The sequence below is a fragment of the Mycobacterium shunyiense genome (assembly GCF_058270035.1).
Genome location: NZ_JBZDPT010000011.1, coordinates 228,293 through 255,200 on the forward strand (window position 1 = coordinate 228,293; position 26,908 = coordinate 255,200).

Sequence of the window (26,908 nt, forward strand, 5' to 3'; positions counted from 1 at the left end):
CGCCGGCGGGTACCTAAGTGTCTGCTCGCAAGGAGAGGTGAGCGGTCAGGAATCTCAGCTGATCCTCGGCGGCGGTGTCGAACCAGTCGTGCCCCGGCCACACGTCGAAGTGATCGCACGGATAGTGATGGACCTGAGCCCTGGCCTGGACCGCCGTCTTCATCACAGAGTTGGCCGGCACGAACCGGTCGAAGTCCGCGATCTGAATCAGCACAGGGCATTTCAGCGCCTTGGCCGCAGCACTGGTGCGGATCTGCACCAGCTCCATGCCGATGGCCGAATCGACTTCGTTGCGCCACGTCGGCCCGGCGATCGCACTGTAGCTTTCGTAGGCCCCGTCGAGGGCGAGCGCGCCCGCCTCCCCCGGCTTGGCCGCCAGCGGCATCAGCGTCGGCTGCCGGCCCGCCGCCACGGCCACGCGACTCTTCACACCGGCCAGGGTCCAGCGCAATGCCGACGCGACGTCGCGATGCGCCACGGCCGCGCGGCTGGCAGCCAGCCCGCTGGTCAACGGAGTCATGCCGATCACCGCAGCCACATCAGTGCACTGCGCGGCGACCCGCAGCACGTGGCTGCCCGAGAACGACGACCCCCACAGCACGACCCGCCGACGGTCCACACCCGGCAGTTGTTGGGCCGCCGCGATGGCGGCGCCGTAATCCGCCATCTGACGTTCGACCGAAACGCTCTGCCGTGGTATGCCTTCAGAGGCGCCGAAGCCCCGGTAATCGAAGGCCACCACATCCAGGCCGGCCGCGCTGAAGCGTTCGGCGAAGGGCTGCAGGCCGGAGTCCTTGGTGCCACCGAAGCCGTGCGCCATCACCACGACCGGTCTGCCCTCCGGTCCGGCGAAGCCGTCGCCTCCAGCCTGGAAGTGCCACGCACTGCACTGGTCACCGGCCGAGTGGAACGTCAACTCTGCGTACGTCATGCGATCACCCCAGCGGTCACGCCGCCACCGTCTGCCGCACGCTTGGCTCCCGCGGGTAGTTCGCGCACCCGGATGTCGTGCTCGTAATAGAAGTAGTCCACCTGCTGGGTGTGCCGGGGCCGGTCCGTGCAATGTCCGGCGTGCAGTTGCTGATCGGCGTCGATCACCCGTTCCATCTCGGCCACTGACGGCAGGGCGTAACGCCCGACCGCGTAGGCCGCGAGCAGTCGCGACTGGCACTCGACGAACGGGAACAACGTCGGAATCGCCTGGGCGAAACCCATGAACACCAGATCACCGATACCCGGCTTGAACATCCGCTTGTAGAGCCGGATGTGGTTGCCGGGCGCATCGACGACGTCGGGGTCGAAAAAGGGGAAGGTGATGTTGTAGCCCGTCGCGTAGACGATCACGTCGAAGACGTCACTGGTCCCGTCCTCGAAATGCACAGTGTCACCGTCCAAACGGGAAACATTCGGCTTCGGAACGACATCGCCGGACCCGAGTCGTAACGGCAACTCGACCGACTGGGTCGGGTGCGCTTCGAACAGCTTGTGGTTCGGGGCCGGCAGCCCGTACATGGTCGGATCAGTGCCGAGCATCGGCCCGATCAACTGGACCATCTTGCGCTGCCACGACAACGGCAGGTAGGGATTGGTGCGGAAGTATTTGTCACCCGGTTGTCCCGCAATGTATTTCGGCACGATCCAGGCGCTCGATCGGGTGGACAACGTCACCTGGTTCTGCAGCGATTTGGACGACAACTCGACGGTGATGTCGGCGGCACTGTTCCCGATGCCCACCACCAGGATCCGTTTGCCGGTCAGCTCGAGTGGTTCTTTCGGGTCGATGTAGTGGTGCGAGTGGATCTGCTCACCGGTGAAGGTTCCGGGGAACTCCGGCAGTCGGGGGTCCCAGTGGTGGCCGTTGGCGACGACGAGCAGATCGAACTCGCGGCGGGCGCCGGCCTGATCCTCGATCTCCCAGCCGCCCCCGTCGACCCGTTTCGCGTGCACCACCCCGTTGCCGAACTCGATGTTCTCCAACAGCCCGAAGGCATTCGCATAGGCGTCCAGATAGGCCTTGATGTCGGAGTGGTGCGGGAACGACGGGAAGTGCTCGGGGATCGGAAAATCCTTGAACGACAACCGATGCTTGCTGGTGTCGATGTGCAGCGAGCGGTACGCGCTGCTGTGGCCGTTCGGATTGCCGAAGGCCCAGTTTCCACCGATGCGGTCCGACGTCTCGAACGTGGTGTACGGGACCCGGTAGTCCTTCAGCATCTTTCCGGCGGTGAGCCCGCTGATACCCGAGCCGATGATCGCGGTCCGCGGCAGTGAACGCTGCAATACAGTGCTCCTTCACATTGTGATGCAGAACACTAGCAGCGGCCTTTGACGGGCGTCAATGAATTCTGACAACTGTCAGAAACCCCGCGAGCAGACGCTTATGTACCCGAAATAGCCAGTTGGCGGGTACGGCAGCGTCTGCTCGGCGAGGAAATGTCAGCGGGGCAGTAACTCAGCCGATGAAGCGGACGATCGACTCGGCGACCGCGGCGGGCTTCTCGGAGCCCTCGATCTCGACGGTCACCGTCATGGTGGCCTGCACCGCACCGTCGAGCTGCGCGACGTCGGAGATCGCCGCCCGCGCCCGCACGTTGGCCCCGACCCGCACCGGCGTGATGAACCGAACCTTGTTGTAGCCGTAGTTGACCGCCAACTTCACATTGTCGACGCGGTACAGCTGATGGGTGAAGTGCGGCAACAACGACAGGGTCAGCAGGCCGTGCGCAATGGTGCCGCCGAACGGTCCACCGGCCGCCTTCTCGGGATCGACGTGAATCCACTGATGGTCGTCGGTCGCATCGGCGAATAGATTCACCCGCTCCTGGGTGATCTCCATCCAGTCCGTCGGGCCGAGCTCGCTACCCGCTGCCGCCACGAACTCGTCAAGACCATTGAAGATTTTCACGCTCACTCCTCCCGACCCGTGGTCAGAAGACCACGGTCTGATTCCCGAACCGGATTACGCGGTCCTCACAGTGCCACAGCACCGCCCGCGACAACACCAGGCGTTCGACATCGGCGCCCAGCCGCTGTAGGTCACCAACCGAATGCCGGTGGTCCACCCGCACCACATCCTGCTCGATGATCGGCCCTTCATCGAGGTCACCGGTCACGTAATGCGCTGTCGCACCGACCAACTTGACCCCACGCTCCTTGGCCCTGCGGTAAGGCGCCGCACCGATGAATGCCGGCAGGAACGAGTGATGGATGTTGATCAGCGGGCAGCCCACAGCATCGAGGAATTCGGGCGTCAGGATCTGCATGTACCGCGCGAGCACCACCAGATCGACGTTGCCACGCAACAACTCCAGCAGCCGTTGCTCAGCCTCGGTGCGGTTCTCCCGGGTCGCCGGGACATAGAGGAACGGCACTCCGAACGCGCGGACCTGATCGGCGAGGTCGGGATGGTTCGAGATGACCATGACCACCGACATGTCGAGCTCACCGCGCCGGTTGCGCCACAACAAGTCCAGCAGACAGTGGTCCTCGCGGGAAGCCATCAGTGCCACACGCTTGGGTTTGGAGGCCTCTGTGAGGCGGAAGTCCATCTCGAACGGCTCGGCCACCCGTTGCCGGAAGTCACGCTCGAGTTCGTCGCGCACCGCCGCCAGGCCCGGCAGATGGAAGATCGTGCGCTGGATGAAGGTGCCGCCGGTCTGTTCGGTGGAGTGCTGATCCAGCGACACGATGTTGGCGCCGGCACCGGTGAGGAAGCCGCTGATCGCCGAAACCAGACCGGGCCTGTCCGCGCAACGCAGCAACAGCCGACCGACATCCTGAGCCGGCAGGGCGCTGGTTTTCGGATACTCCTGTGTCATCGACACCAGAATCTCATCTCGGCACTCCGGGCCGACACACAACCCACCAATGCGCGACCGAACCGAATGGCCCGGAGCCCCGCCGAGTCGGTCGCCATTCACCGCGATGGTCAATCGCACTAAGGACTGGCTGTGAAGGGTCACAGCAAAAGCGTGCGGCGCCGCCCCGAGACCACGCATTCGGCATCGTCGTCAATTCAAGATTTTTGCCACGTTCGCCCGTAAGGCACATATTCGGCATAAATGTCGATTGCTGAATTTGCCAAAATTGCATGTACCGGTGAGTTAATCGGTGCTGCGCCCGCAGAATTCACCCCGGCACTGGACAAGATTTCTCAGCTCGCTGGAATTCCACTACGCGGCGGCGCAATACTCATCACACGTATTCGCAACACCGTGCTGCACACACAAATCAGCCGTCCCGTCGGAAGGCACGGCTGACCGACGAAATGGATTCCAGATGACCGCTCCCCAACTCGATGACGTCGCCCGCCGCTGCGTGACATTGGACGAGAGCCCAACCTGGTGGGACCCCGACAGCGAGTGCACGATCGTCGTGGCCCGCCCGCCGGCCGAGCGCAAACTGTGGGACGAATATGTCCGCGGCGCCTGCTCCAACTACCGCAAACATGCAGTGGAGCAAGCGTTGGACCTGAAAGCCCTACGGACGGGCGACGATACGGCGCTGTTCTGTGTCGGGATCAACAGCTCGGGCAATGTGGTCGGCGGTCTGCGGGCCAAGGGGCCGTATCGGAGCGTCGACGAAAGCCACGCCATCGTCGAATGGAGCGGACAGCCCGCACTCGACGCCGTGCGCAAGATGATCGCCGACCGTCTGCCGTTCGGAGTGGTCGAGATGAAGACCGCCTGGGTGTGTGACGACCCAGAGCAGAGCCGCGCACTCACCGATACGCTGGCGCGTATGCCGCTGCATGCCATGACACTGTTGGACATTCAGTTCGGTATGGCCACCGCCGCCGCCTATGTGCTGAAACGCTGGCTGTCCTCCGGCGGCGTGCTGGCTGCGAAAATCCCGGCGACACCGTATCCCGACGAGCGATACCAGACCAAGATGATGTGGTGGGACAGCACCACTTTCGCCAACCACGCCGATCCGGGACAGCTGTCACGCTACTTCGCCGAAGCACAGCGAATCGGCGCGTACCCCCGAACCGGCGGAATCGACGCCGTTACCGCTGCCGGGACGAGACGATGACCGCAGAAAGCCCCAAGGAAAGCGCCCACACAGACATCGGGAATTCCGAATTGAGTGAATACAACGACCTCGATCAATATCGAGCGATCTTCGTCGACGGCGACGGCGATTCGAGCAGCACGCTCGACCAGCTGCGCCGGGATCCGCGAATCACGGTCATCGACGAATGCGGCCAACAACAGGCTGCGCTCCGCACGCTCGTGCCTACGGTCGAACAGGAAATGCTCGAGGAGCCGACCAGGTGGGCGTACTACCCGTGGCGGCGATGCCTGGTTCACCTCCTGGGACCGGCCGCGTTCAACCGGCTACGCCTGGACCGCAACCGCAACCTCATCAGTGCCGATGAGCAGCAGCGGTTGTCACGCCTGAAAATCGGAGTCGTCGGCCTCAGCGTCGGCCACGCCATCGCCCACAACCTCGCGGTCGAGGGCCTCTGCGGCGAGATTCGACTCACCGACTTCGACGAACTCGAGTTGGCGAACCTCAACCGGGTCCCCGGCACCGTGTTCGACCTGGGCTTGAACAAGGCCGTGGTGGCCGCGCGCCGGATCGCCGAGATCGACCCGTACATCAGGGTTCGCATCGATCGCAACGGCGCGGTGGCCGAGTCGATCGACGACTACCTGCGCGGCCTCGACGTCGTCGTCGAGGAATGCGACTCGCTGGACGCGAAAGTTCTTGTCCGCGAGGCTGCCCGGGCCCGGAGACTGCCGGTGCTGATGACCACCGGGGATCGTGGGCTGCTCGACGTCGAGCGGTTCGACCTGGATTCCGCGCGCCCGATCCTGCACGGTCTGCTCGGCGACGTCGCGGCGCGCGACCTGGCCGGGCTCAGCAGCAAGGACAAGGTGCCGCATGTTCTGCGAATCCTCGACGCGCCTGAGCTGTCACCCCGGATGGCGGCGTCGCTGGTGGAGGTCGGCAAGACGCTGAGCACCTGGCCTCAACTCGCCGCGGAAGTGGTACTCGGGGCGACCGTCGTCGCCAACGCCGTGCGACGCATCGGCCTGGGTGAGCCGATGCCGTCGGGGCGGGTGCGCGTCGATATCGCCGACGCTCTCGACCGCATCGGCGATCCGCTGCGCGACGCGTCAGCGGCCCCACCCCCATCCGTCCCCGCGCCGACGCCACCCCGACCGACGGGGATGGCGGACATCCTGACCGAGGCGGCATCCCGCGCCCCCTCGGGCGGCAACGTCCAACCGTGGCACATCGAAGCGAGCGACGACCGGATCAACCTGCGGCTGGCGACGAAATACACCACGGCGATGGATGTCGGGTACCGCGGCAGTGCGGTGGCGCTGGGCGCCGCGGCGTTCAATGCCCGAGTCGCCGCGGCAGCTCACGGCCTGGCCGGGCACGTGCGGTGGTCCCGCGGCGACGAGGGCACCCCCCTGTACGGGATCGCGGAGTTCACCCCCGGCGACACACCTGAGCTGGCCGAACTCTACGAACCGATGCTGGCCCGAGAGACCAATCGGCTGCGAGGCACGTCGGCACCGATCTCCGTCGAGGTGCTCGACGCCCTGCGGGCTGCCGCCAGCGGCGAAGGTGCCGATCTGAGGGTCCTGGACACCCCTTCCGAGATCGAAACCGCCGCAGGCATACTCGCCAAGGCCGACCGGATCCGCTATCTGACCCCCACGCTGCACCGGGAGATGATGTCGGAACTGCGCTGGCCCGGCGATCCAGCACCCGATACCGGTATCGAGGTCACGACGCTCGGGTTGGATTCGGGCGACATGGTGGTGCTGGACATCCTGCGCCGGCCCGAGGTCATGGCGAAGTTGTCGGACTGGAACGCCGGGGTGGCCCTCGGCGACGACACCTACGAACGGGTCACCTCGAGCTCGGCGCTGGCGGTCGTCTCGGTCCGTGGCCGCCGGCTGACCGACTACGCCCAGGCCGGGTCGGCGGTCGAGGCTGTCTGGGTCGGCGCCCAACGCCACGGGCTGGCGGTCCAACCGGTGTCTCCGGTGTTCCTCTATGCCCATGACGACCGGGACCGCCAGACACTCTCGCCCGACCACGCCGGCACCCTGCGCGACCTGCAGTACGCTTTTCGCAGGTTGACCGGTACCGCGCGCGACGAATCACAGGCGCTGGTGCTCAGGTTGTCCTACGCGCCGCGTCCGACCGTACGCAGCAGACGGCGAGCCCGACCGGGTTCGGCGCCACAGTACGGCTGAGAGCCGGGTGCAGAGGTATATGCGGAGGTATCTGGTGCCAGGCAGCCTCGAACTGCTCGTCACGTCGGTCGCTACCCAGCTGATGGCGGTCGACGCCGCGACCTCGGTTTCGGTGAGCCAACAGGTGCTGGCCGAGCTGGTCTCGTTCTTCGATGTGGACGTGAGCTTCCTGCGTCACAACGATCACCAGGCGCACGCGACTCGGCTCGTGGCCGAGTGGCCGCCGCGCCCGCAGGACACACCGACCGACCCGATCGCGGTCATCCACTTCGCCGATGCCGACCCGGTGTTCGCGATGGCCGAGCACCTCAAGGAACCGGCGGTGTTCCGGCCGGAGCCGGCCACCGACGACTATCAGCGCACGATCGAGGCGGGACGCCACATCCCCAGCACCTCGATGGCCTGTGTGCCGCTGCTGTCCGGGGACATCACCACCGGGGTGCTGGGATTCGTCAAGTTCGGCGACCGCGAGTGGCTGCCCGCCGAGCTCAACGCACTCAAAGCGATCGCCTCGCTGTTCGCGCAGGTGCAGGCCCGCATCGAGGCCGAGGACCGGCTACGGTACCTCGCGGATCACGACCACCTCACCGGGCTGCACAACCGCAGGGCACTCATGGCCCACCTGGAGGCCCGGCTGGCTCCGGGCCAGCCCGGCCCGGTCGTGGTGATGTTCTTCGACCTGGACCGGTTGAAGGCGATCAACGACTACCTGGGCCATACCGCCGGTGATGCCTTCATCAGCATCCTGGCCGAGCGGCTACAGCGCGGCGACGACTCGCCCAAGCTCATCGCGCGACTGGGCGGTGACGAGTTCGTCGTGGTCCCCGCGGCGTCGATGACCGCCGAGGCCGCCACCGCTCTGGCCTACCGACTCCAGTCGGTGCTTCGTGAACGGGTCACCATCGACGGCGAGATGCTCACCCGGACGGTCAGCATCGGTCTGGCCGAAGGTATGCCGGGCCGGGACTCCACCTCCGATCTGCTCAACCGGGCCGATCACGCGGTGCTTACCGCGAAGAACTCCGGCGGCAACCGGGTAACGGTGTTCTCCGATGCGATGGCGATGGAGATCGACTTCCGCAACGACATCGAGTTGCACCTGCAGAGTGTGATCGAGAGCGGCGCGCTCGTTCTGCACTACCTGCCCGAGATCGACATGCGGACCGGCGAGGTGCTGGCCGCCGAGGCCCTGGTCCGCTGGCAGCACCCGACGCGAGGCCTGCTGTCCCCCGACTCGTTCATCGGCGTGGCCGAATCCATAAATCTGGCAGGCGAGTTGGGACGCTGGGTACTCCGGAATGCCTGTGCGGAGTTCGCCCGGTGGCGGTCCAACGGCGTCGGCCGCAACATCGTGCTGCGCATCAACGTGTCGCCGGTGCAGCTGGTGACCGACGGGTTCGTCGATTCGGTGGCCGGCGTGATGAAGGAGTTCCGCCTGCCCCGCGGGTCGGTCTGTCTGGAGATCACCGAGAGCATCGTGGTGCAGGACATCGAAACCACCCGTTCGACACTGACTGGACTGCACAAGGTCGGCGTGCAGGTGGCCATCGATGACTTCGGCACCGGCTACAGCGCGCTGTCACTGTTGAAGTCCCTGCCGGTGGACACCCTCAAGATCGACCGCAGCTTTGTCGCCGGCCTGGGTTCGGACCCGGGCGACCTACCCATCGTGCGTGCGGTGATCGCGCTCGCCGGGGCTTTCGGCCTACAACTGGTGGCCGAGGGGGTGGAGACCGAGCGGGCCGCGCTGACGCTGTTGCGCCACGGCTGCTACCGCGCGCAGGGCTTCTTGTTGTCCAAGCCGATTCTCGGCCACGAGATGGCCGCGTTACTGGCCAAAGGGCGGGTACCGGTGCATTTCTCGGCCGCGCCGCGCAGGTGAGCGACCCGACTCACGCTTGGAGTCGTGCACCCGACCGGAGTTGCAGTAGCCCGATCCCGATCCCGATCCGTCCCGCTCGAGCTCCAGCAGTTCGACCCGGCCGAATCTGCTCGCGCGGTAGCCGACCAGGCCTACCTGCACGAGCTTGCCCGGTTCGATGAGCTGATCGGCCGCCGAGGTCGCGGCAGGATGAGGTTCGGTCGAGACGGCAACTCCGTGGCGGGCCCGCAGGGCCAACGGTCCGTCTGCGGTGTCGATCACCGCGCCCAGTATCTCGCCCTCCTCGAACACGAGGCGCTGAAGCGTGCCGTTATCCGCGGCCGGGATCTCCCGGTCGCGGGCCTGCGCCGACAACCAGTCACCGAGCACCGCGGTGGTGTCCGCGGGCGTCGTGGTCTCCAGTGCGCCCAGCATCTTGACCTGAATCTCCTCGCCGGTGCCGGAGCGCATCGAGGTGGTGCCCCGGTCCGCCAACCGCGTGTAGAGCACGCCGTAGGGAGAGGTCAGGCAACGCTGCGCCCAGTCCTGCAGCCGAGCACCGTAGAACGGCGCGATCCGGCCACGTCCGGAAACCGGGGTCCATTCACTGATTGCCCGGACGGTCAGCGCGCTGTCGCACTCGGTGTCGACGAGCGGCGTCAGGTCCGCCGACAGGGCGTCGAAGTACTCGCGGGTCTCGGGATCGTCGATACCCACACCCAGCCACGGTGTCTCCGGTCCGGGCGTGACCGATCGAGGATCTCCCGGACGCACGATATGCACGTCAAGGCCGGCATCCGCCGCGGCAACGGCAGCGGCCAACGCCCCGAAGCCCGAGCCACAGCAAACGACGTCGACTTCGTCATCCCACATCGGCTAGTGACACTCCGCCTGAACCACGGGGTGCATCATCAAGATCGAATTATCTTGGTAGGCACCAGAAATTAAGGTCGCCATGGCCCGCACCGGGATTCGAGGGGGATTGCCGGTGCAGGCCATGGCAACGTTTCCAGGATAGCCCTTGGCTACTGCCGACCGCCAAATGGTGGCGCTCGCCACAGCGCCCGCGACCGTGGCATGTGCCACCGCCGGGCGGGCAACCCGCGACGAACCAAGAGTTATCACCCTACGCACGATACATACCTTTAGAATGTTATGCACGTACGGTGAAGACTTTGAGTCTGCTGGCGGTGGGATGAAATCAGAACGCTGCCGCCGGCCGATCAGAGTCAGGAAGGCCCCGTGGTGACTGAGCAGCTCGACCGGCGAGCAGAGCTGACGCGCCTCCAGATCCTGCAGGCGGCGGCGCGACAGTTCGCGCACACGCCCTACAGCTTGGTCAGTCTCGACGACATTCTCGCCGACGCGAACGTCACCAAGGGCGCGCTGTATTTCCATTTCCGGTCCAAGCACGCACTGGCGGTCTCGATCGTCGAGCACCGGACACAGCGGGCCCAGAAGGCGGTGGAGGACGTCCTCGCCCGGAACCTGTCCGGAGCCGAGACCTTGATCGACCTCTCGGGCCTGGTTGCCGCCGAGGACATCGGTGACCCGGTGGCTCGGGCCTGCCTGAACCTCGTCGAGTCCATCGGCCGGACCGACGACGTGGGGCCGCGGGTTCTCAACGAATGGGTGCAAGGCTTCGCCGGCATCGCCAAACGAGCCATCGGCGAAGGCGATTTCACGGCCGACACCGACCCCGAAGCGGTTGCCCGCTTGCTGGTTTCGATATACCTGGGCGTGCGCCAGACCAGTGACCTCGACGATCCACCGCGGTTCCTCACCGACCTCGAGCACAGCTGGCGGCTGGCGATGCCCGGGTTCGTCGAGCCAGAGCGGCTCGGCTACCTGCAACAGTTCATCCGGCGTCGCACCGCAGTGGGCATCAAAAAAGTGGCGCCGCTGCACCCCCGTACCAAATGATAGGAACGCCACAATGGCACGCCAGGCTCGATCGGAGCTGACCCGGCAGAAGATCATCACCGCCGCGGTCGACCTGTTCAGCGAGCACGGCTATCCCGCGACCGGGCTCGGCGACATCATCACGCGGGCCGAGATGACCAAGGGTGCGCTGTACTACCACTTCGATTCCAAGGAGTCCCTGGCCGAGGCAATCATCAGCGAGGGCGGCACCGCCATGTTGACCGCGTTCCGCGTCATCGCCGAATCCTCTTCGCCGGCTTTGGAAAACACCATCCACGGGTTGTTCGTCGTGGCCGACTTCACCCGTTCGGACAAGGTCGCCCAGATCGGCATGCAGCTGCTGCGAACGTTCAGCGGCATCCACGTCGCCGCCACCCGGGTGTACACGAGCTGGCTCGACGAGCTCACTCAACAGTTGACCCAGGCCGCCGAGGAAGGTGACCTACGCGAGAACCTGGATGTCGCGAGCGCCGCCGAGGTGATCCTGGGCTCCATGCTGGGCGCGGAGGCGCTCTCGCGCGCCACCACGGGCACCGAACTCCGTGAACGCGTGGCCCGTACGTGGGATCTGCTGCTGCCCGCGATCGTCAGCCGGGAGTCGCTGGACTACTTCCGCGAATTCCTGGCACGCGAGTCGCTCCGGCGGGCGAAGGCCGCGGGATAGCCCTAGAGCTCGTCGACCCACAACTGCTCGGTGAGGTCCTCGAACGTCGCCAAAGCCACCGGATCGTCGCCGCGCAGCAGCGCCGATTTGCTCATCCGTGCCCGCACGATCGACCCGTCGCGATGGACGAGCTCCACGAGCAGCCCGGCGTTGGCCCGCATCACCGAGACCGCGGACTCGTCGGCGGGCAGCGAATGGAAGACCTCAGCAAACGGCATGTTCTTGACCGCATCGGCGTCGCGACCGACCATCTCGCCGAAGGCACTGTTGGCGAAGAGGATGGTGCCGTCTTCGGCGATCGCCAACACCGGCACCGGGAATCTCTCCAGCACCACCAGGGCAGGCAGGTTCTGCAGCAGTGCCATCGGAGATTGAGGGTCCTGACCGCTCTGGCGACGCTCCACGCCCTCGATTATCGCCTGTGACCTGGGCCGGGCACCACCGCCGGCCAGCGACCTGGCGGTGTCGCCCCGCGCCGGCGGTCGAGCGTCGAGCGGGGTGGTGTGCGTCACTTGATTAACTAGGTTTACTCTGTGGAGCGACACCAGTAGTAAGGGGCAGGCATGGACCTGAAGTGGTCGACCAGCGACCAGGAATTCCGCGACGAAGTTCGCGACTTTCTCGCCAAGAATCTGACTCCCGAACTCCGCCGCGCAGGCCAGTTGATGACCAGCGTGTATGCCGATCACGACGCCAGCATGGCCTGGCAGAAGATCCTCCACGAGCGGGGCTGGGCCGCCCCGGCTTGGCCGGTCGAACACGGCGGCTGTGATTGGAGCCTGACCCAGCACTACATCTTCAGCCGCGAATCGACCCTCGCCGGCGCCCCGTCGCTGTCACCCATGGGCATCCGCATGGTGGCCCACGCCATCATCAAATTCGGCACGCAGGCCCAGAAGGACTTCTTCCTTCCCGGCATCCTGACCGGTGAGGTGTTCTTCTGCCAGGGTTACTCCGAGCCCGAGGCCGGCTCGGACCTGGCCGCCCTGTCGATGGCAGCGGTGCCTGACGGAGACGACCTGGTGTGCACCGGCAGCAAGATCTGGACCACCCACGCCCAGGAAGCGAACTGGATGTTCGCCCTGGTGCGCACCACCCGCGGCGCCAAGAAGCAGCAGGGCATCACCTTCGTGCTGATCGACATGACCTCGCCCGGCATCGAAATCCGCCCGCTGGTCATGACTTCCGGCGAAGAGGTACAAAACCAGGTCTTCTTCGACGAGGTTCGGGTGCCGAAGGCCAATGTGATCGGCACGATCGACGACGGCTGGACCGTGGCCAAATACCTGCTGGAGTTCGAGCGCGGCGGCGGCGCCAACGCGCCGGCGTTGCAGGTGCTGGGTGATGAGATCTCAGCGGTCGCCACCGAAATGCCCGGACCGACCGGTGGTCGGCTGATCGACGACCCGGCCTTCAGCCGCCGGCTTGCCGACGCCCGGCTCCGCACCGACGTGCTGGAAATCCTGGAGTACCAGGTGCTGGCGGCGGTGGCCGAGGGCGGCCATCCCGGCACCGCGTCGTCGATGCTCAAGGTTCTGAGCACCGAACTGAGCCAGACCCTGACCGAGCTGTCGATGGAGGCCGCCGGCCCGCTGGCCCGCGCCTACCAACCGCACGCCACGTTCCCGGGCGGGCCGGTGGCCGAGTACGAACCTCCCGCCGACGGCTATCACAGCGGAGCGCCGTGGCAGGCGGTCGCCCCACTGCGCTACTTCAACGACCGGGCCGGCTCGATCTACGCCGGTAGCAACGAAATTCAGCGAAACATCCTCGCCAAGGCAGAACTGGGGCTCTAGATGGACTTCAACCTGACCAACGAACAGGAACTGCTGCGCGACGGGCTGACCAAGTTTCTGTCCAGCCGCTACGACCTGGCATCGAGCCGGGCCGCCGCCAAGACCGGCCCCGGCTGGCAGCCCGAGATCTGGCGGGGTTTTGCCGATGAGCTCGGCATCCTGGGCGCCACCCTGCCCGAGGAAGCCGGCGGCATCGGTGGTGGCCCGGTCGAAACCATGGTCATCGCCGAGGCTTTGGGCCACGCCCTGGTGATCGAACCGTTCGTGGACACCGTGGTGGTGGCCGGTGGCCTGCTGCACCGGTCCGGCGACACGGCCGCCGCGGCCCTGCTCGAGGAGATCGTGGCGGGTTCGGCCATCGTCGCGCTGGCCGCCACCGAGCCGGCTTCCGGAGACAACTGGCGCGACGTGTCCACCACCGCACGGCGCGACGGCGACGAGTGGGTGCTCAACGGCGCCAAGGTGATGGCCGTGGACGCACCGCTCGCGACCCACCTGCTGGTGACCGCACGTACCTCGGGGGAACGTGCGGACGCCGACGGAATCTCGCTCTTTCTGATCGATATCCCTCCGTTGACAACAGGTTTCACCGCGCACCCGTACCGCACGGTGGACGACCGCCGGGCATCGGACCTGACATTCTCCGACGTCCGGTTGCCCGCCTCTGCATTGCTGGGGACCGAGGGACAGGCCTGGTCGTCACTGGACCTGGCTCGGGACGAGGGCGCGGCGGCCGTGTGCGCCGAGGCCGTCGGCGGAATGCGCAAGGTGCTGGCCGACACGGTCGAGTACTGCAAACAACGCCAGCAGTTCGGTCTTCCCATCGGCAGCTTCCAGGCGCTGCAGCACCGGATGGTCGACATGCACATGGAGGTCGAACAGGCTTCGGCGGCGGTCTATCTCGCCGTACTGAACCTCGATGCCGAACCCGCGCAACGGGCCAAGGCGGTATCGGCAGCCAAGGCCACCATCGGACGGGCCGCCCGTTTCGTCGGGCAGAACGCGGTGCAGCTCCACGGGGGCATGGGCATGACCGAGGAACTCGCGATCGGTCATTACTTCAAGCGGCTCACCGCGGTGCAGTACGAGTTCGGTTCCACGGACTACCACGTGGGCCGTTACGCGCAGCTGACGCGGCCGTAGCGCTTCACCGGGTGCTGATGGCCCGGGCCACGCCCCGCATCAGCACCCGGACGGCCGTGTGCCGGGGCCCGTAGTCTGGACCAGGTGAGTGTGCGGGGCTGGCTGCTGCTGGGCGCCATGAGCATCATCTGGGGCATCCCGTACCTGCTGATCAAGATTGCCGTCGAAGGCGTGTCGGTGCCAGTGCTGGTCTTGGCCCGCACTGCTGTCGGTGCCGCCGTTCTCTTACCGCTGGTGATGTCGCGGGCCGCGTGGGCGCCGGTGTTACGGCACTGGCGGCCCGTGTTGGCGTTCGCGTTCTTCGAGATCATCGCGGCGTGGTTCCTGCTCACGGATGCCGAACGCCACCTGAGCAGCTCGCTGACCGGCCTGCTGATCGCCACCGCCCCGATCATCGCCGCGGTTCTCGACCGGCTGACCGGCGGAGAACGGTTGAGCGCCAAGCGGATCACGGGACTAGGGATCGGCCTGTCCGGTGTGGCGGTGCTGGCCGGGCCCGGCCTCACCGGAGGGCATGGCTGGCCGATCGCCGAAGTGCTGCTGGTGGCAACCTGTTACGCCATCGCGCCGCTGATCGCCGCACGCTACCTGGGCGAGGTGCCCACCCTTCCGCTCACGGCAGCATGTCTGACGATCGCGGCGCTGATCTACACCACGCCGGCATTGATGACCTGGCCCGACCACATGCCGTCGCGGCAGGTGCTGATCGCGCTGGCCACACTCGCCGTGGTCTGCACCGCGCTGGCATTCGTGGTGTTCTTCGCATTGATCCGTGAGGTCGGAGGCGCACGGGCGTTGGTGTTCACCTACGTCAACCCGGCCGTCGCGCTGGCCGCCGGCGTCGTTGTTCTGGGCGAACCGCTGACCGTCTACAACGTGGCCGGGCTGGCGCTGATCCTCGCCGGGTCGGTCCTCGCAACCCGCACACCCCGCGACCCCGATCCGCAGGTCGAGGCCGAAGTCAGCCGCGCAGGCCCGCGCTGAGCATCTCCTCGATCGACACGAACTTCACCCGAGGCCGCGCCGCCTGCACGCCGCGGTCACGTTCGGCGGCGTCGATCGCACGCCATCCCGGCCACCCGACCGGCTCGGCTCCCCGGGCGGCCAACAGCACATCGAGCGACTCACGGTCCTCGACGTCACGGGCCAACAGGCCGGCATCGAAATCCGCCCACAACTGGGCCACGGTCTGCTCGGCACACAACCGGTTCGTGCCGATCACCCCACGCGGTCCGCGTTTGATCCAGCCGGTCACGTAGGTGCCGGGCACGACACGGCCCGAGTCGTTGGGCACGGTCCCGGAGTCCTCGTCGTAGGGCAGCCCGGAGACCGGCAGACCGCGATAGCCGATCGACCGCAGGATCAGCGACGTCTCGATCACCTCGGTGCCATGGGCCTCGCTGCTGACCTCCAACCCCTCGGCACGGTCGGGTCCGTGGATGGCGATCGGGGTTGTGCCGAAGCGGAACACCACGCGCTTGTGTCCGGGAGTCGGGCTGCGCTGTGCGTATTCGCGTGCGATGGCGAGCTTGAACGAGGTCTCGACGTCGTCGTGTTCGTCATCGGCAGGTAGGTCCTGCGGGTCCACGATGACGTCGACACCGTCGAGATGCCCCAACGCCAGGAACTCACCCGCCGAGAACGCGGCGTGGCCGATGTCACGACGCGCCAGGATCACCACTTCCCGGATTACGCTGTCGGCCAACGCATCCAGGGTGTGCTGGGCGATATCGGTGGCGGCCAGCGCGGTCCTGTCCATCAACAGCACCCGGGCGACGTCGAGGGCGACGTTGCCGTTGCCGACGATGACCGCCCGCTCGCCCGACAGGTCGAACTGGTGCGCGGCGTGGTCGGGATGGCCGTTGTACCAACCGACGAACTCGGCGGCCGCGTGATTGCCGATCAGGTCCTCGCCGTCGATGCCCAGTCGCCGGCTGGTCGCCGCGCCCACCGCGTAGATCACCGCGTGGTGATGGGCCAGGAGCTCGTCGTGGTTGACGGTACGGCCGACCTCGACGTTGAAATGGCTCGCGAACCGTGGGTTGGTGAACGCCCGCTCGAAGATCGCGACGACCGACTTGGTGTGTTGGTGATCGGGGGCCACCCCCGCGCGAATCAAACCGAACGGCGTGGGCAGGCGTTCGAACAGGTTGATCTCCACCCCGTCCACATCGATCAGCTCGGCTGCGGCGTAGCAGGCGGCCGGACCCGATCCGACGATCGCCACCCGCAACGATCCCGCCTCGACCCGAGCACGAGATGGTGTTGCCGGAACGGTCACCGGCTCGAGCGGGTGGCGCTCGAAGTAGGCCGCGTTGAGGTCCTTGAACCGCTGCAGTTCGCCGGGAAGGTCCTCTTCGTAGTGGATCGCGCCGACCGGGCACTCCTCGAAGCAGGCCCCACAGTCGATGCACGATTCCGGATCGATGTAGAGCATCTCGGCCGACGCGGAATCCAGCCCACCCTCGGCCGGGCGGATGCAGTCCACCGGGCACACCGGTACACAGCTGGCGTCCTTGCAGCAGTTCTGCGTGATCACGTAAGCCATCGGACCTCCCCTTTCAATCTGGGCAAATCATACTGGACACCTGTCCGATTTATCGACTCGAAAGCCTCGTTCACGCGTTAGTCGGTGCTCGATCTGCGTGAATGGCAATCCTGAAAATATGTAAATACCGGCAGTTTCACCGAATGATTGCCATTCGCGGCACGGCTCTATATCTTGGACACATGTCCAGGCCAGAGGTGGCTACCGTCACCCGCCTACACGACGCGCAGGGTCAGCGCACCCGCACGCAACGCCGCGTCTTCGGAGCGGCGACACAACTTCTCGACGCGCACAACGACGTCTCGGTGCCCGCACTGGCGGCCCGCGCGAAGATGGCGCCCGCAGCGCTCTACGCGCATTTCCCATCCATCGAGGTGGTGTTCGCCGAGCTCTACCTCGACCGGGTGATTCAGCTGCCGCTCGACATCGATCCCGCGGCCAGCACCACCAGCCGGGTCACCGAGCAGCTCACCGCTCTCACACTGTTGATGGCCGATGAGCCTCGGTTGGCGCGGGCCTGCACGCAGGCGCTGATGAGCACCGACGACGATGTGGTCGATGACGTACGTGGGCGGATTGCCGTTGAGATCACGCGCCGGATCTCGACGGCATTGGGCGCCGGGGCCTGGCCCGAGGTACTTGCCACCTTGGAAGCGGTCTTCTGGGGCGCACTGTTGCAGGCACAGTCAGGCGCGATGAGCTACCGGCAGATGGCCCGCCAGCTCGAGACCATGATCTCGCTGATCGTCCCCGGGAGCTGAGCCTGCGGCACGCGCATCTCAGGCCATCGCGGCCAACCAGCCCCGGTACTCCGTGATGTCGCGTCCGTGTGTGGGAGCGGTGTGGTCACAACCGAATCCGGTGATCCAGCGACCGTCGTCGAGCTCCACGTTCCCGAGCAACATCGGCGCGGGTAGCTCGGCCAGAAACTCGCCGAGTGCAGCCGGGGACAACAACCATCGTTCTCCGATGATGGCCGCTCCGCCGTCCTCAACCCGGGTCAAACCCGGTTTGGGCGGAACCGTGTCGAGGGCGTAGAGACGGTAGTGCGGTGCCGTGGTGATGGGCCCGGCCCAGCGGGCACCCCGCCCGGTGAGCTGATGTTCCAGCGGCTGCCCGCGCAGATGCGCGCCAAACACCGCAAGTTCGGCCAGTGGGGCGCCGCCCGTCTCGGGCCACGTCTCCGCCGACGGGGTGTCGAGGAACCGGGCTGCCAGATCGGCGATGACGCCGTCGTGGAAACCCTGCGCCAACAGGGTGATTCCGAACTGGGCACCGTCGGATACGGTGCCGGCGGGAATCGAGATGGCGCACATGTCGAACAGGTTGCAGAAGTTGGTGTACCGCCCCATCCGGGAATTCACCGCGACCGGGTCAGCCGCGACTTCGTCGATGCGCGGATGCTCGGGAGCGGTCGGCACCATGAGTGCGTGACAGCCCTCAAGCTGCGCCAAGGCTGTGCGACGCAACTCCTCGACCCGCCGCCGGTCACGCAGCAGGTCCGCGGCCGAATATGCGCCAGCCGCAGTGATGATCGCGGCCACCGTCGGATCCAACTCCGCGCCAGGACCTGCCGTGCTCACGAACTCCCCCACCGCATCCCACCGTTCAGCGACCAGGGCGCCGTTGTAGAGAAGGCCGGCTGCGGCGAAGAAGTCGTCCATCGGGATCGGAACCGTCTCGAATCCGGAGTCCTTCGCCTGGCGTACGGCGGCGTCGAAGGCGGCCTGCCAGGCGTCGTCGAGCCCGGTCAACGTATCCGGTATCGCAATTCTGGGCGTCACCGGCGCGGCGAAGGGAACGTCGGCCGGCCACTGGCGTTGCGGCGCAATGGCACTCATCACGGCCATTGCTGATTGGGCCGTCGCCAGGTCAGCAGCGAAGATCGTCACACAGTCATAGCTCGCACACGCCGGGACGACGCCCTCGGTGGAGACGAGGTCGACCGTGGCTTTGATCCCGACGATGCCCTGCAATCCGGCCGGAACGCGACCTGACCCGGCGGTGTCGGTGCCGATCGCAATGTCGGCGAACCCGAGCGCGACGGCCACCGCGGAACCGGAACTCGATCCGCCGGAGATGTAGTCCGGCCGGCGGGAATCCCGTACGGCGCCATAGGGACTGCGGGTCCCCACCAATCCGGTGGCGAACTGGTCGAGATTGGTCTTACCGATGACGACAGCACCGGCGGCCTTGAGAGCGGTCACCGCCGGTGCGTCGGCATCGGGAATATAGCTGAAGTCTGGGCACGCCGCAGTGGTCGGGATCCCGGCGACGTCAACGTTGTCCTTGACCGCCAGCACCAGCCCCGCCAGTGGGCCGTCGGCGGCAAGCGCCGTGCGGTAATCGTTGTCCACGTCGGCCTGCGGACGTAGGTGGATGAACACCTCGTCCCGTCCACTGGCTTCGATGTTCCGGTAGATCTCGGCAATCTTGCTCACGCAGACTCCTTCCGTACGAATTCTCCTGCCGCCGCCCAACGCTCGCGCTCCTCGGCGCGAGCCGCTTCCATCTTCGCGCGGGTTGCGGCGATGTCGTCGGCATTGGCGGCCAGGAACTGCTCGTGCTCGGCAAGCGAGAATGTTCCATCGGTGATCTCGACATGACCGCGACCGGCGGCCATGTCGGCGCGTAGATCCAGCAGTTCCTCGGCCGATACCGGATACCACTGGATCCGGTCGAAAAAGCGCAACAGCCATGGGTGTTCGGGATCGAATCCCTGAGCGACCAGCGGGTGCCGGTGATTCCAGATCTGCGTGGTGCGGCCGACGAACTGGTAACCGCCGGGCCCCTCCATACCGTAGATGCACAGGTATGCCCCGCCGATGCCGACCGCATTCTCCGGAGTCCAGGTCCGGGCCGGATTGTATTTGGTGGTCACCAGGCGGTGACGCGGATCCAGCGGTGTGGCGACCGGAGCACCCAGATACACGTCGCCGAGACCGAGCACCAGATAGTCGGCGTCGTAGACAATTCGGTGCACATCATCGACCGAGTCCAATCCGTTCATCCGCCGGATGAACTCGATGTTCCACGGGCACCACGGCGCATCGGCGCGCACGCCGTGCATATAGCGTTCGATCGCCTCGCGGGTCGACGGATCGTCCCAGCTCAGCGGCAACCGGACGGTGCGACTGGGCACCACGAGATCCTGCGCGGCAGGCAGCGAGGCTTCGAGCTCGGTGAGCAGCGGCACCAAAGCCGACTGTGACAGCCGGGCCGGGTCCACCTTGACCTGCAGGGAACGGATCCCGGGCGTTAGGTCGATGAGTCCGTCAGGCCGGTGCTGCTCCAGCGCGTGGTGCAGAGCGTGGGCACGGGCCCGCAATGCCAGATCCAGCCGCATCTCGCCGTACTCGACCAGGATGTTGTCGTCCCCGATCCGGCGATAGGTGACGTTCGTCGTGCCATCCGAGGATGTTGTGCCGGCAATGATTCCGTCGTCCTCGTCACCACCGGCAGAGAAGACCGCAGGAATCGACGCGCGGCGCGCAGGTCCGAAGGTGGCCGGCGCGGGAGCCGCCGTCGCCTTCACCGGGACGAACCGGATGGTGGCGCCGGGAGCGAGTTGGCCCAGCTTCCAGCGGTCGGCGGCGGTGACGGTGACCGGACAGACGAAACCGCCGAGGCTCGGACCGTCCGGGCCCAGCAGGATTGGGGTGTCTCCCGTGAAGTCGAGCGAACCCACCGAATAGGCGTTGTCGTGGATGTTCGACGGATGCAGGCCGGCTTCCCCGCCGTCAGGGCGGGCCCATTCCGGCTTCGGTCCGATCAACCGGACGCCGGTGCGGTCGGAGTTGAAGTGTACCTCGTAGTCGTGGTTGAGCAGTGTGTCGATGTCGTTGCGCGTGAAGAACTCCGGCGCCGAGTGCGGGCCGACGGTCACCGCGATGTACCAGTGGCCGGCGATGGCCGGTTGCTCCTCGGACAGGATGCGCCGACGCGTACCTACCGGCGTATCCGCGGTTTCCAACTTGTCCCCCACCGCCAGGACCCGTCCCTCGTGGCCGCCGAACCGGCCAAGGGTGAATGTCGAAGCGCTGCCCAGGTATTCATCGGCCTGTAGACCGCCGGCCATCGCGATGTAGATCCGCAGGCCCGGACCGTCGACCATTCCCACGTCGAGCACCTGACCGGCCTCGACCAGGACCGGCACCCACTGCGGTACCCGGGCGCCGTCGATACCGACCGGTGCGGGTGCACCCGTCACACACACCCAGGTATCGGTGTCGAAGCGCAGCGCCGGTCCGCCCATGGTGGCTTCCAGACCGGGTGCACCCTCAGCGTTGCCCACCGCAATGTTGGCCAGCCGGAAGGACACATCGTCCATGGGCCCCGACGGGGGTACACCGATCTGCCAGTACCCGCTGCGCCCCGGCCAATCCTGGATCGTGGTGGCCATGCCGGGCCGGATCACCTCGATCGCGGTCATGGGCGCGTCACCACCATGCGCACTGCCGTGGGGGCGAATCCGTTGCACGGATTGTTGATCTGTGGGCAGTTCGACACCAGCACCAGCGTGTCGATCTCGGCGCGCAGCGACACGGTCTTACCCGGGGCGGACAACCCGTCGACGATGCCCAGCGAGCCATCGGGATCAACCGGGACGTTCATGAAAAAGTTGATGTTGCTGACGATGTCGGCCTTGGTCAGTCCCCACCGGGCGCCTTCGCCGACAAAGTTCTCCACGCAGGCGTGCTGGTGTTTGGTGTGGTGGCCGTAGCGCAGCGTGTTGGATTCCTGCGAGCAGGCCCCGCCGAGGGTGTCGTGGTTGCCGACCTCGTCGTCGATGATGGTCAGCATCGGTGCACCGTCACTGTCGCGCAGCACCGACCCGGTGGTCAGGAAAATGTTGCCCTGGGCCGCGATCGTGGCCGGTGCGCTGTAGCGCACCGTGCGGTCGGCCGCGCCATAGAACAAAGTGTCCACGGCCTGGTTGCCGTGCAGGTCGACGATGGTCAGCACGTCTCCGGCGCGCACGACCTTGGACCACGGAGCGCGAGGAGCGACAATCTCGTCGACGATGGTGTGGGTGGCGGTGAGGGTCATCGGGCACTCCAGACGTCTTCGGAATTCAGGTAGGCGCGTTGGTATTCGGGGTCACGGTCGGCCACGGTGGCGCCGATCTCGGCCAGGTCGCCCGGTGCGGACCAGGCCAGCACCTCCAGCGATCCGACGGTGAACTGTGCAGCCGGATCGAGTGGATGGGCGGTGTTGGCGATCGCCACGATCAGTGGCAGATGGGTGATCAGTTCGACTGCGGCGCCGGCGCCGGCCGAACCGGTGGACACCAACGTGCCGTCGAGATCGACCCGCACGCCGTGGAAGAACGACAGGCTGGGCGCGACGTCACGGCGGGTCAGCCCGTTCTTCAGGGCGGCGAGAGCGAGCAGTTCACGCCCGGCGGGACTGGCCGATTCCACCTCGCCCGCGCCGTATTTGGCCGTATTGCCGGTCAGGGTGCTGGTGCCGCACAGGGCGTCGTGGTGACCGGATGTGTCCGACACCAGCGTGGCCAGCACCCGTCCCTGGTCGCTGAGCAGGGGATGACCCGCCGAAAGATAGGCCTGCCACGGCACTTTCACGGTGTCGGCGACGTTGAGCCGCTCCCATGGTGCGTCGGCCCGCCACAGCAGCAGGTGAGCGCATGCGGTGCCGTCCAGATCGCGTAGGCGCAGCCGGGTGCCACGGGCCAGCACCTTGCTGGTGTAGCGGCCGCCGGGAACTGTTTCAGCCCAGGTCAATTGCTCGGGTGCCACGTTCTGCGGCGGTGTGGGCCACGCCGAGGCCGGCACGACCGGCATCGAATCGGTGATTGTCCCGGCCTGGGCCCGAGCATGGTCGCGGGCTCCGGCGGTGGTCGCTGTAGTCATCCTCAGGCTCCGATCGTGACGGGTTTGGGGTGGGTCTTGCCCCGCGGGAAGCACAGGGCGCCGAGGACTATCGCGGCCGCGATGCTCAGGGGTCCGGCCCACTGCAGGATCGGCATGTCCCCGGCGGGATTGAAGATCTCGGCTCGAGGCCAGCCGAGGTTGACGATCATCACCGTGCCGTAGAGGACGGCCAGGACGTTGACCGCGATGCCGAACTTGCCGAGCGAGAACAGCGGCAAGCCTTCGGCGTCCACCTGATTGCGCTGGGCGGGCCAGCCTTTGATGCGGCGATACAGCAGCGGCGCGGTCACCAACAGGTAGGCCAGGTAGATCAGGATGATGCAGACACTGGCCAGCGTCGCGAAGATCGCCGAGTTGCCGACGTTGACCAGCAGCACCCCGATGCACAGCAGACCGATGAGCACCGACGGCCAGATCGGTGTGCCGGTGTGGCTGTTGACCCGAGACAGGATCGACGAAGCCGGCAGCCGCCCGTCGCGGGCCATCGAGAACATCAGCCGTGAGGCGGCGGTCTGAATTGCCAAGGTACAGATGGTGATCGCGATGCAGACATCGACCAGCAGCACCGTCCCCCACGGTGAGGACAACACGGTGTCGAGCACGTACGGCAGGCCTTCGGTCGCCAGGCGTCCGTCGGTCAGGCTGGGGGCCGCCATCAGGGCGCCCAGGATCATCAGACCACCGCCGAGTGCCGAGACGGACAGCGCCATCCTGATGGTCCGGGGTGCGACGCGCCGGGGATTGCGGGTCTCCTCGGCAAGCTCACCGGCCGAGCCGAAGCCGACCATGACGTAGGCCGCCATCAGCCCGCTCATGATCCAGGCCCAGACGTAGCCGGGTTGCCCGCCGGCGTGACCGGTGTCGAACACGACCTGCGGACCGCGCTGGGCATGGGTGAAGAACACCCCGATGACGGCGATGACGCCGACGATCTCGCAGATCACCCCCGCACTGTTCACCCGCGACATCCATTTGACGCCAAGGCAATTGATCGTCGTGGTGAGCACCAGCAGGACGGTGCCGAGCAGCACGGCGTTGGCCGCTCCGCTCGGTGAGGTCAATGCCGGGTCCTCGCCGATGATCTGGAAGCCGGACCAGATGGTGGGCAGCACCACCTGCAGCGCGATCGCCGCGGCCGAGGCGGTGACGATCTGCGCCAGGATCATGAACCAGCCGCCGAACCAGCCGATCACCTCGCCACCCATCCGGCGGGACCACTGATAGATGGCACCCGAGATCGGATAACGCGCGGCCAACTCGGCAAAGCACAGCGCCACCAGAAACTGTCCGAGGAACACCGCAGGCCAGGTCCAGAAGAACGCAGGACCGCCGAAGCCGAACCCGAGTCCGAACAGCTGGAAGATCGTCGTCAGGATGGATACGAACGAGAAGCCCGCGGCGAAGGATTCGAACTTGCCGAGCCGACGGTGCAACTGCTGGTCGTAACCAAACTCGGCGAGGTCGTCATGGTCGCCGAAACGGCCGGACACATCAGGTCCCGCGGTAGCGCTGCTGGTCATAGGCGTTTCTCTCAGGCTCTGGGGCGGTGCCGCCAGCTTCTTAACTGTCACTCGATAGATAAGCCTCTCGGCATGACCGAGCTGTCACCCGCGTGTTTCGTTCATGTAGCGAGCGGTAAGCATTGCGTTGCCGAAACCTCACCGGGCCGGTGTCCTGTCACAATCACCGACATGGCTGTGGCAGCGCTGGACCATGCCTGCCGGCGCATTGCGTCGGCGGACAACGAGCACGACCTGGTGACAGCCGGTGCCCAGGCCCGCGACGCGGTGCTCAAGGTGATCGACGCGCGGGTCGGCGCGGCGTCGGTCGCCGCGGCGTGGTCGTCCGTCATCCGCGCGGCGCTGTCCACCGCGGCGCGGCTGGTCGCCCCCGGGCTCGACTGGTATGCGTCGGGCAGCGTCGGCCGCGGAGACGCACTTCCCGGATCCGACCTGGAAACCCTCGTGGTCCGCAGCTCCGACGTCACGCCGGATTCGGCCCTGGCCCAGGCAGCGCACGTGCATGAACTGCTGGGTTGTTGCGGGTTCCGTGCCGACGACAACGGCGCGGTCGCCTCCCGGGTGCGGTTCAACCGCACCGCCCAGGACTGGGGAACCGGGATCGGCGGGTGGGCCGCGGACCCGTCCGCCGACCGGGGTGTCGTGATGATCGGCCTGCTGGCCGACGCCGTCCCCGTCGGCCCAGCTGTCGGCGACAGCACCGACCTGCGCGAACAAGCGGGTATCGCTGTCCGGGCGCAACCTACGGCGCTGGCGGCGATGCTGCAGGACGCCACATTTGCCCGTGCCTACATCCCGTCCCGGTTGCGCACACTGACGTCCGTCGATGTCCGGGTCGACATCAAACATGCCGCCGTCGACCCTGTGGTCCGGATCGCGCGCTGGGCCGCCCTCAGTTGCGGCTCCGACGCGCTGCTCACCGCCGATCGCATTGGTGCGGCCGCAGGCACCCGCTACCTCGATCCCGACGACGCCAGGGCACTGGCCAAATGTCACGCGATCGGGTCCAGCATCCGCTGGCGGGCCCGGGCCGCATGCTGGGACCCTGCCGACTCCGACGACCGCAGCGATGAACATGTCGAACTCTCGGATCTGTCACCCCAGGACCGCACCGCTCTGCGCAGCATCGGCCGCGAACTCACCGGCGTGCGACGCAAACTCGACTATCTGGCGTCGACCTCGACATTCTCCGCATGGTGAACGGGGCCGGGCGTCACACCATGGCGACTGGGAACGACAGTCGAGCCCGTCCGTTGGTCTTTCTCGATACCGAGACCACCGGACTTCACAGACGCCGACGACCGTGGGAGATCGCGATCATTCGTCGAAATCTCGACGTCCACGAACGCCTGTTGCTGTGTGTGGACGTCGCCGATCTTGACCTGGCAAATGCCGATCCAGCAGGCCTGAAGATCAGTGGGTTTCACAGACGCCACCCGCAAGTTCGGCTCGGACCCAGGCACTACCCCCGGGTGTTCGGTGCGAGCGCAGCCGCCGCGGCCGTACAGCAGTGGACTGCCGGCGCAACAATCATCGGAGTGGTACCCAGATTCGATACAGAATGCCTCGCTGACATGCTCGCACGGCACGACCTGGAACCCGCGTGGCAACCCCACCCCGTAGATGTGATCGCACTTGCCAGAGCCGCCGTCGAGACGAACGGAGGGCAGCCCGATCCCGACTTCATCACTCTGTCAAGGCAATGCGGCGTGAAGCCACCGACGCCAACCCAGCGGCATACCGCTCTCGCGGACGCCCGGTGGGCGATGCGCTGGTACGACAAACTCACCGACGGTTAGCACGCTCGCCCTGGCCGTGGCAGACCATTCTAGTAACAGCCAGTCTTCTTGATGTGTGGTCGCGGTGAAAGGTCAGCGCTAGCGCACGAGCTACCCGCGCGTGCCTGGGAATAGCCAGTGCCCGGAGCCTGTCGCGGTGTTCGGCTTCAGCGAATCAGCGTGGGCATCGCGGACCAGCCTCGCACCGCGGCGGTCTCCGACGGTTTGGCGTTGGCCCAGTCGACGTTCCACTCGGGGAAGCGTTTGAGGATCTCTTCCAACGCGATGCGCCCCTCGAGGCGGGCCAGCGCGTTGCCCATGCAGAAGTGCGTGCCTGCACCGAACGTCATGTGAGACTTCTGTTCCCGGTGGATGTCGAAGACGTCGCCGTCGGGGGCGAACCGCCGATGGTCGCGGTTGGCCGCGCCGACCAGCATGAGCATCGCCGAGCCCGCCGCAACGGTCTGCCCGTAGTACTCGACATCGCGGGTGACGTAGCGGGCGATCTGCAGTGCCGGCGGCTCCCAGCGCAGGATCTCCTCGATCGCCTGGGGGATG

25 protein-coding genes are annotated in these 26,908 nt (G+C 66.4%); 12 read left to right on the forward strand and 13 right to left on the reverse strand.

Going from position 1 to position 26,908, the window contains the following annotated elements; translation table 11 throughout:
• Nucleotides 1-13 precede the first annotated feature (13 nt).
• The 4 genes from AC4ELS_RS09895 to purU form a co-directional block, all read right to left on the reverse strand.
• Nucleotides 14-931 carry an alpha/beta hydrolase gene (locus AC4ELS_RS09895; protein ID WP_499046976.1) on the reverse strand — a complete coding sequence of 306 codons (918 nt, stop codon included), beginning with the start codon at nucleotides 929-931 and terminating at the stop codon, nucleotides 14-16.
• Nucleotides 928-2,280: a flavin-containing monooxygenase gene (locus AC4ELS_RS09900; protein WP_499046978.1), complete on the reverse strand. Its 1,353-nt coding sequence runs from the start codon at nucleotides 2,278-2,280 to the stop codon at nucleotides 928-930. The genes AC4ELS_RS09895 and AC4ELS_RS09900 overlap by 4 nt, the downstream gene beginning before the upstream one ends.
• A gap of 172 nt (nucleotides 2,281-2,452) precedes the next feature.
• The gene (locus AC4ELS_RS09905; RefSeq protein ID WP_055119889.1) at nucleotides 2,453-2,905 is read right to left on the reverse strand and encodes a MaoC family dehydratase; all 453 of its coding nucleotides are present in this window, start codon (nucleotides 2,903-2,905) and stop codon (nucleotides 2,453-2,455) included.
• Between the two features lie 22 nt (nucleotides 2,906-2,927).
• Entirely contained in the window at nucleotides 2,928-3,818 is an 891-nt protein-coding gene (gene purU, locus AC4ELS_RS09910; protein WP_448442886.1) for a formyltetrahydrofolate deformylase, read from the reverse strand.
• Nucleotides 3,819-4,061: 243 nt separating this feature from the next.
• On the opposite strand from purU, the gene AC4ELS_RS09915 reads away from it, so the two are divergent.
• Genes AC4ELS_RS09915 through AC4ELS_RS09930 form a run of 4 tightly spaced genes read left to right on the forward strand, consistent with a single transcriptional unit; the run spans nucleotide 4,062 to nucleotide 9,105 of the window.
• Nucleotides 4,062-4,259, forward strand: a complete 198-nt coding sequence (locus AC4ELS_RS09915) for a hypothetical protein (RefSeq protein WP_131811563.1) — start codon at nucleotides 4,062-4,064, stop codon at nucleotides 4,257-4,259.
• A 19-nt stretch (nucleotides 4,260-4,278) separates the two neighbouring features.
• On the forward strand, nucleotides 4,279-5,034 hold the full coding sequence (locus AC4ELS_RS09920) for a hypothetical protein (RefSeq protein ID WP_064957777.1): 756 nt from the start codon (nucleotides 4,279-4,281) through the stop codon (nucleotides 5,032-5,034).
• The gene (locus AC4ELS_RS09925; protein WP_499046980.1) at nucleotides 5,031-7,223 is read left to right on the forward strand and encodes an Rv1355c family protein; all 2,193 of its coding nucleotides are present in this window, start codon (nucleotides 5,031-5,033) and stop codon (nucleotides 7,221-7,223) included. The genes AC4ELS_RS09920 and AC4ELS_RS09925 overlap by 4 nt, the downstream gene beginning before the upstream one ends.
• Nucleotides 7,224-7,242: 19 nt before the next feature.
• Nucleotides 7,243-9,105 carry a putative bifunctional diguanylate cyclase/phosphodiesterase gene (locus AC4ELS_RS09930; protein ID WP_064879128.1) on the forward strand — a complete coding sequence of 621 codons (1,863 nt, stop codon included), beginning with the start codon at nucleotides 7,243-7,245 and terminating at the stop codon, nucleotides 9,103-9,105.
• Here AC4ELS_RS09930 and AC4ELS_RS09935 read toward each other — a convergent pair.
• Complete coding sequence (locus AC4ELS_RS09935) at nucleotides 9,052-9,957, reverse strand: FAD-binding protein (RefSeq protein ID WP_499046982.1); 906 nt, start codon at nucleotides 9,955-9,957, stop codon at nucleotides 9,052-9,054. The genes AC4ELS_RS09930 and AC4ELS_RS09935 overlap by 54 nt on opposite strands.
• Nucleotides 9,958-10,326: 369 nt before the next feature.
• Between AC4ELS_RS09935 and AC4ELS_RS09940 the strand changes: the two genes are divergently transcribed.
• Entirely contained in the window at nucleotides 10,327-11,007 is a 681-nt protein-coding gene (locus AC4ELS_RS09940; RefSeq protein WP_088305047.1) for a TetR family transcriptional regulator, read from the forward strand.
• Between the two features lie 13 nt (nucleotides 11,008-11,020).
• Nucleotides 11,021-11,671, forward strand: coding sequence for a ScbR family autoregulator-binding transcription factor (locus tag AC4ELS_RS09945; protein WP_463790119.1), 651 nt, complete (start codon nucleotides 11,021-11,023; stop codon nucleotides 11,669-11,671).
• A 2-nt stretch (nucleotides 11,672-11,673) separates the two neighbouring features.
• Here the strand turns inward: AC4ELS_RS09945 and AC4ELS_RS09950 are convergent, their stop codons facing one another.
• On the reverse strand, nucleotides 11,674-12,036 hold the full coding sequence (locus AC4ELS_RS09950; protein ID WP_207549021.1) for a PAS domain S-box protein: 363 nt from the start codon (nucleotides 12,034-12,036) through the stop codon (nucleotides 11,674-11,676).
• Nucleotides 12,037-12,234: 198 nt separating this feature from the next.
• On the opposite strand from AC4ELS_RS09950, the gene AC4ELS_RS09955 reads away from it, so the two are divergent.
• The 3 genes from AC4ELS_RS09955 (at nucleotide 12,235) to AC4ELS_RS09965 (ending at nucleotide 15,594) form a co-directional block, all read left to right on the forward strand.
• Complete coding sequence (locus AC4ELS_RS09955; RefSeq protein WP_498883493.1) at nucleotides 12,235-13,467, forward strand: acyl-CoA dehydrogenase family protein; 1,233 nt, start codon at nucleotides 12,235-12,237, stop codon at nucleotides 13,465-13,467.
• Complete coding sequence (locus AC4ELS_RS09960) at nucleotides 13,468-14,610, forward strand: acyl-CoA dehydrogenase family protein (protein WP_498883492.1); 1,143 nt, start codon at nucleotides 13,468-13,470, stop codon at nucleotides 14,608-14,610.
• Nucleotides 14,611-14,694: 84 nt separating this feature from the next.
• Entirely contained in the window at nucleotides 14,695-15,594 is a 900-nt protein-coding gene (locus AC4ELS_RS09965; RefSeq protein ID WP_448442870.1) for a DMT family transporter, read from the forward strand.
• Here AC4ELS_RS09965 and AC4ELS_RS09970 read toward each other — a convergent pair.
• The gene (locus AC4ELS_RS09970; protein WP_448442868.1) at nucleotides 15,572-17,158 is read right to left on the reverse strand and encodes an FAD-dependent oxidoreductase; all 1,587 of its coding nucleotides are present in this window, start codon (nucleotides 17,156-17,158) and stop codon (nucleotides 15,572-15,574) included. The genes AC4ELS_RS09965 and AC4ELS_RS09970 overlap by 23 nt on opposite strands.
• Before the next feature lie 182 nt (nucleotides 17,159-17,340).
• On the opposite strand from AC4ELS_RS09970, the gene AC4ELS_RS09975 reads away from it, so the two are divergent.
• The gene (locus AC4ELS_RS09975) at nucleotides 17,341-17,919 is read left to right on the forward strand and encodes a TetR family transcriptional regulator (protein WP_448442866.1); all 579 of its coding nucleotides are present in this window, start codon (nucleotides 17,341-17,343) and stop codon (nucleotides 17,917-17,919) included.
• Nucleotides 17,920-17,937: 18 nt separating this feature from the next.
• Here AC4ELS_RS09975 and atzF read toward each other — a convergent pair whose 3' ends face one another.
• From atzF to AC4ELS_RS10000, 5 genes are read right to left on the reverse strand one after another with little or no spacing between them, the layout of a single operon-like run.
• The gene (gene atzF, locus AC4ELS_RS09980; protein WP_499046985.1) at nucleotides 17,938-19,599 is read right to left on the reverse strand and encodes an allophanate hydrolase; all 1,662 of its coding nucleotides are present in this window, start codon (nucleotides 19,597-19,599) and stop codon (nucleotides 17,938-17,940) included.
• Nucleotides 19,596-21,590 (reverse strand): 5-oxoprolinase/urea amidolyase family protein, encoded by a 1,995-nt coding sequence (locus AC4ELS_RS09985; RefSeq protein ID WP_463805847.1) that lies wholly within the window; start codon nucleotides 21,588-21,590, stop codon nucleotides 19,596-19,598. Before AC4ELS_RS09985 ends, atzF begins: the two co-directional genes overlap by 4 nt.
• Complete coding sequence (locus tag AC4ELS_RS09990; RefSeq protein ID WP_064879105.1) at nucleotides 21,587-22,207, reverse strand: urea amidolyase associated protein UAAP2; 621 nt, start codon at nucleotides 22,205-22,207, stop codon at nucleotides 21,587-21,589. The genes AC4ELS_RS09985 and AC4ELS_RS09990 overlap by 4 nt, the downstream gene beginning before the upstream one ends.
• Nucleotides 22,204-23,031 (reverse strand): urea amidolyase associated protein UAAP1, encoded by an 828-nt coding sequence (locus AC4ELS_RS09995; protein WP_463805845.1) that lies wholly within the window; start codon nucleotides 23,029-23,031, stop codon nucleotides 22,204-22,206. The genes AC4ELS_RS09990 and AC4ELS_RS09995 overlap by 4 nt, the downstream gene beginning before the upstream one ends.
• Nucleotides 23,032-23,033: 2 nt before the next feature.
• Nucleotides 23,034-24,572, reverse strand: coding sequence for an amino acid permease (locus AC4ELS_RS10000; protein ID WP_064879101.1), 1,539 nt, complete (start codon nucleotides 24,570-24,572; stop codon nucleotides 23,034-23,036).
• A 171-nt stretch (nucleotides 24,573-24,743) separates the two neighbouring features.
• On the opposite strand from AC4ELS_RS10000, the gene AC4ELS_RS10005 reads away from it, so the two are divergent.
• Both AC4ELS_RS10005 and AC4ELS_RS10010 read left to right on the forward strand, forming a co-directional pair.
• Nucleotides 24,744-25,772, forward strand: coding sequence for a putative nucleotidyltransferase substrate binding domain-containing protein (locus AC4ELS_RS10005; protein WP_499046989.1), 1,029 nt, complete (start codon nucleotides 24,744-24,746; stop codon nucleotides 25,770-25,772).
• Nucleotides 25,773-25,792: 20 nt separating this feature from the next.
• On the forward strand, nucleotides 25,793-26,371 hold the full coding sequence (locus tag AC4ELS_RS10010) for a hypothetical protein (RefSeq protein ID WP_499046992.1): 579 nt from the start codon (nucleotides 25,793-25,795) through the stop codon (nucleotides 26,369-26,371).
• 146 nt (nucleotides 26,372-26,517) lie between these two features.
• Here the strand turns inward: AC4ELS_RS10010 and AC4ELS_RS10015 are convergent.
• A partial coding sequence (locus AC4ELS_RS10015; RefSeq protein ID WP_499046994.1) for a cytochrome P450 occupies nucleotides 26,518-26,908 on the reverse strand: 391 nt, incomplete at its 5' end.

Excerpts from the sequence above, each read along its gene's own strand:
- AC4ELS_RS10010 (WP_499046992.1), top strand. The coding sequence starts at position 25,793 with ATGGCGACTGGGAACGACAGTCGAGCCCGTCCGTTGGTCTTTCTCGAT.
- AC4ELS_RS09975 (WP_448442866.1), top strand. The coding sequence starts at position 17,341 with ATGTCCAGGCCAGAGGTGGCTACCGTCACCCGCCTACACGACGCGCAG.
- AC4ELS_RS10005 (WP_499046989.1), top strand. The coding sequence starts at position 24,744 with ATGGCTGTGGCAGCGCTGGACCATGCCTGCCGGCGCATTGCGTCGGCG.
- AC4ELS_RS09955 (WP_498883493.1), top strand. The coding sequence starts at position 12,235 with ATGGACCTGAAGTGGTCGACCAGCGACCAGGAATTCCGCGACGAAGTT.
- AC4ELS_RS09895 (WP_499046976.1), bottom strand. The coding sequence starts at position 931 with ATGACGTACGCAGAGTTGACGTTCCACTCGGCCGGTGACCAGTGCAGT.
- AC4ELS_RS09945 (WP_463790119.1), top strand. The coding sequence starts at position 11,021 with ATGGCACGCCAGGCTCGATCGGAGCTGACCCGGCAGAAGATCATCACC.
- AC4ELS_RS09995 (WP_463805845.1), bottom strand. The coding sequence starts at position 23,031 with ATGACTACAGCGACCACCGCCGGAGCCCGCGACCATGCTCGGGCCCAG.
- purU (WP_448442886.1), bottom strand. The coding sequence starts at position 3,818 with ATGACACAGGAGTATCCGAAAACCAGCGCCCTGCCGGCTCAGGATGTC.
- AC4ELS_RS10000 (WP_064879101.1), bottom strand. The coding sequence starts at position 24,572 with ATGACCAGCAGCGCTACCGCGGGACCTGATGTGTCCGGCCGTTTCGGC.
- AC4ELS_RS09935 (WP_499046982.1), bottom strand. The coding sequence starts at position 9,957 with ATGTGGGATGACGAAGTCGACGTCGTTTGCTGTGGCTCGGGCTTCGGG.
- AC4ELS_RS09970 (WP_448442868.1), bottom strand. The coding sequence starts at position 17,158 with ATGGCTTACGTGATCACGCAGAACTGCTGCAAGGACGCCAGCTGTGTA.
- AC4ELS_RS09960 (WP_498883492.1), top strand. The coding sequence starts at position 13,468 with ATGGACTTCAACCTGACCAACGAACAGGAACTGCTGCGCGACGGGCTG.
- AC4ELS_RS09915 (WP_131811563.1), top strand. The coding sequence starts at position 4,062 with ATGTCGATTGCTGAATTTGCCAAAATTGCATGTACCGGTGAGTTAATC.
- AC4ELS_RS09920 (WP_064957777.1), top strand. The coding sequence starts at position 4,279 with ATGACCGCTCCCCAACTCGATGACGTCGCCCGCCGCTGCGTGACATTG.
- AC4ELS_RS09950 (WP_207549021.1), bottom strand. The coding sequence starts at position 12,036 with ATGGCACTGCTGCAGAACCTGCCTGCCCTGGTGGTGCTGGAGAGATTC.
- AC4ELS_RS09925 (WP_499046980.1), top strand. The coding sequence starts at position 5,031 with ATGACCGCAGAAAGCCCCAAGGAAAGCGCCCACACAGACATCGGGAAT.
- AC4ELS_RS09985 (WP_463805847.1), bottom strand. The coding sequence starts at position 21,590 with ATGACCGCGATCGAGGTGATCCGGCCCGGCATGGCCACCACGATCCAG.
- AC4ELS_RS09930 (WP_064879128.1), top strand. The coding sequence starts at position 7,243 with ATGCGGAGGTATCTGGTGCCAGGCAGCCTCGAACTGCTCGTCACGTCG.
- AC4ELS_RS09990 (WP_064879105.1), bottom strand. The coding sequence starts at position 22,207 with ATGACCCTCACCGCCACCCACACCATCGTCGACGAGATTGTCGCTCCT.